Origin of the sequence: Streptomyces sp. NPDC006265 (assembly GCF_040613555.1) — a bacterium.
GTDB lineage: Bacteria > Actinomycetota > Actinomycetes > Streptomycetales > Streptomycetaceae > Streptomyces.
The window spans coordinates 1-3,481 of record NZ_JBEXSH010000917.1 but is presented as its reverse complement, the minus strand read 5'-3'; the positions used below and the strand labels follow the sequence as shown (position 1 = coordinate 3,481).

Below are 3,481 nucleotides of genomic sequence, written 5' to 3'. Positions count from 1 at the left end.
GGCTCTCGTGCTCGGCGGAGTCCTGGTCCGCTTCATGGCGGGCCGCGCGGCGGGCCCGGGCGGCCTCGCGGACCAGGCGCTCGTGGTCGGCCCGGCGGATGAGGTCGCTGGTGCGCAGCTGCTGGAGCTCGTACTCGTACATGATGTGTCCTTGAGAAGAGGCCGGTCACGGAGTGTTTCTCCGCGATGACCTCACTCTCGTCCCCCAGGTGGGGCCGCCACATCGGGAGAGTTCCGCATCTTCGGAGGCGGGAGGGGCCTTAGACGCGGCTGAGGGGCCTCAGGCGTTCCGTAAGGTGCTCACGGAACGCCTAAGACCCCTCAGGACCTGCGGGCTCTCAGCTCGCGGACGGTAGTCCGAGCAGGATGCCGGTGTACTTGAGGACGGCCAGGAACAGGCCGATGACGCCGAGTGCGACTCCCGCCCAGGCGACGGACTTGATCCAGGGGGCCTGGATCCTGCCCGGCGTGCCGAACGCGGGCCGGGCGAGCGTCACGACGCCGACGACCAGCGCGATCAGCGCGAACAGGCCGCCCCACAGGGCGGTGGTCTGCCAGGCGTCGCCGTAGACCGCCTGGATCTGCTGGGCCACGCCCGCGTTCTGCGCGGTCTCCAGCTGGCCGACGAGGTTCTGGCGCGCGGAGGCCACGGTGCCGATCCAGCTGCCGGTGAGCGAGACGACGCCCAGCGCGGCGGAGACCACGGCGGCGGCGCCCTGGCCGACGCCGGAGGGGGCCTCCTCCTTGGTCTGCGCGTCGTCGGCGGCGGCCGGGACCTCGGTCTGGGGCACCTCGTCGGACTCGGTGGTGTCCACCGCCTTCTCGTCGATCGTGGCCGTGGTGGCCTCGGTCTCGTCCACTGCGTTCGTAGCCATGTCTCGCACCGTAGGGTCGCTGTCTGAGAAGTCTCTTAATGATCGTTGTGAGCGGCACGTGCGCGTGCGGCGCGCCACTCGGGCGCCAGCACCGACCAGACTTCGAGATCGTGCCGTACGCCACCATAGGGGTGTGCCTCGCGCCGCACACCGTCGCGGGTCATGCCCAGTCGCCGCGCCACGTTCAGGCTGGGCCGGTTTCCGGCGGCGGCGACCCATTCGACGCGGTGGATGCCGCGCTGCTCGACGGCCCAGTCGATGAGGACCCGCATCGCGCGTGTGACCAGGCCCCGGCCCGTGGCGGCCGGCTCCAGCCAGCAGCCGACCTCGCAGTTGCCGGTCGCCGCGTCGAAGTTCAGGAACAGCACTCCGCCCACCAGCGTCCCCTCCAGCCACAGGCCGTGCAGGGAGCCCGTGTCGGCGGCGCGCAGGTCGGCGTAGCGCTGGAGCTTGGCGCGGGCCGAGAGCAGGTCCGTCTCGGTCGTGCCGAACGGGATGTACTGCCCGATGAACTCCCGCCCCCGCTCCAGGTGCGCCAGGAACTCCCCGGCGTGCCAGGGCTCCAGGGGCCTCAGCTCGGCGTCGTCACCCAGGGATATCGCGTACATCCCGCTGCCGCTCCTCCTGCGCCAGGACGTCCGCCACCTCGGCGTCCGTCGCGGCGGCCAGCCTCTCATGGGCGGCGCGGCTCTCGGGCGGCTCGATGCTGATGCGCGGCATGCGCTTGTCCAGCCAGCGCGGCAGCCACCAGTTTGCGCCGCCGAGCAGGTGCATCAGGGCGGGGACGAGCAGCGTGCGCAGGACGAAGGCGTCCAGGGCGACGGCGGCGGCCAGGGCGATGCCGAACATGGCGATCACGCGGTCGCCGCTGAGCACGAAGGCCAGGAAGACGGAGATCATGATGACCGCCGCCGAGTTGATCACCCGGCTGGTCTCGGCGAGTCCGACGCGTACGGCCCGCCGGTTGTCGCCGGTCTCCAGCCACTCCTCGTACATCCGGCTGACCAGGAAGACCTGGTAGTCCATGGAGAGGCCGAAGAGCACCGACACCATGATCACGGGCAGGAAGGGTTCGATGGGCCCCGCGCTGCCGAGGCCGAGCAGTTCGCTGCCCCAGCCCCACTGGAAGATCGCGACCACCACCCCGAAGGCGGAGGCCACGGCGGCGACGTTCATCGCGGCGGCCTTCAGCGGGATGCCGATGGACCGGAAGGCCAGCAGGAGCAGCAGGCAGCCGAGGCCGATGACGACCCCGACGAACACCGGCAGCTTGGAGACGATGACGTCGGCGAAGTCGTCGTAGCCGGCCGTCATGCCGCCCACCTGCACGTCGAGCGAGGTACCCGACTCGGCGCGGGGCAGCACCTCGCCGCGCAACCGGTCGACCAGGTCGCTGGTGTGCTGCGACTGCGGCGAGGACTTCGGGACGACGGTGAGGTACGCGGTGTGGCCGCCGGAGTCGAACGTCACCGGGGTCACCGAGGCGATGCCGTCGGTGGCGCGGAGGGTGCCGTCGAGGTTGTCCAGGGCGAGCTTGTCGTCGGCTCCGTCGACCTTGGTGACGAGGGTGAGCGGGCCGTTCACGCCTGGCCCGAAGCCGTCGGCGAGCAGGTCGTAGGCCTGGCGGGTGGTGGCCGTCTCCGGGCCGTTGCCCTGGTCGGAGGTGCCCAGGTGCAGGGAGAAGGTGGGCAGCGCGAGGACGCCCATGACGACCAGGGCGACCGCGCCGAGCACCTTGGGGTGGCGTTCCACGAAGGCCGCCCAGCGGGCCGCGAAGCCGGTGGGCACCTCGGGTTCGGGCCCGTGCTCGGCGAGGCGGCGGCGCTCACGGCGGCTGAGCGCGCGCATGCCTATGAAGGACAGCAGGGCGGGCAGCAGGGTCACGGAGGCTGCGACCGTGAGGATGACGGTGAGGCCGGCCGCTATGGCGACGCCGTTGAGGAAGCTCAGCTGAAGGATCAGCATGCCGAGCAGGGCGATGCAAACGGTGGCACCCGCGAAGACGACGGCCCGTCCGGTGGTCGCGACGGCGTTCGTGGCGGCCTCGGTGACGGACAGCCCGCGTTTGAGCCCGCGGCGGTGTCTGGTGACGATGAACAGCGCGTAGTCGATGCCGACGCCGAGCCCGATGAGCATGCCCAGCATGGGGGCGAAGTCGGCGACGGTCATGGCGTGCCCGAGCAGCACGATCCCGGCGTAGGCGGTGCCGACGCCGATCAGGGCGGTGGCGATGGGCAGCAGGGACGCGGCGAGCGAGCCGAAGGCGAGGAACAGCACCACCGCGGCGACGATCACGCCGACGATCTCGGCGACGTGCCCGCCGGAGGACTCGGTGAGCGCGACGGCACTGCCGCCCAGCTCCACCTGGAGCCCGTCGGTCTCGGCGCTCTTCGCGGTGTCGACGACGGCCTGCGCCTCGCCCTTGGCTATGTCCTCGGCCTGGTCGTGGAAGGTGACCGCGGCGTACGCGGTGCGGCCGTCCCCGCTGACGCGGCCCGCGCCCGGCCCGTCGTAGGGGCTGGCGACCGAGGCCACTGCGGGGAGGTTCTCGATCCGGTCCAGGGTGCGGGCCGCCCAGTCCTGGCCCGCCGCCGACGAGGCGTCCC

General features: G+C 71.7%; 3 protein-coding genes. All 3 read right to left on the bottom strand.

The window, feature by feature from the left end:
• Positions 1 to 338: 338 nt before the first annotated feature.
• Positions 339 to 875, bottom strand: a complete 537-nt coding sequence (locus ABZ281_RS42715) for a hypothetical protein (RefSeq protein WP_356663448.1) — start codon at positions 873 to 875, stop codon at positions 339 to 341.
• Positions 876 to 910: 35 nt separating this feature from the next.
• Positions 911 to 1,483: a GNAT family protein gene (locus ABZ281_RS42710; protein WP_356663446.1), complete on the bottom strand. Its 573-nt coding sequence runs from the start codon at positions 1,481 to 1,483 to the stop codon at positions 911 to 913.
• Positions 1,461 to 3,481 (bottom strand): MMPL family transporter (locus ABZ281_RS42705; protein ID WP_356663444.1); only part of this gene is annotated, 2,021 nt, incomplete at its 5' end. The genes ABZ281_RS42710 and ABZ281_RS42705, both read right to left, overlap by 23 nt.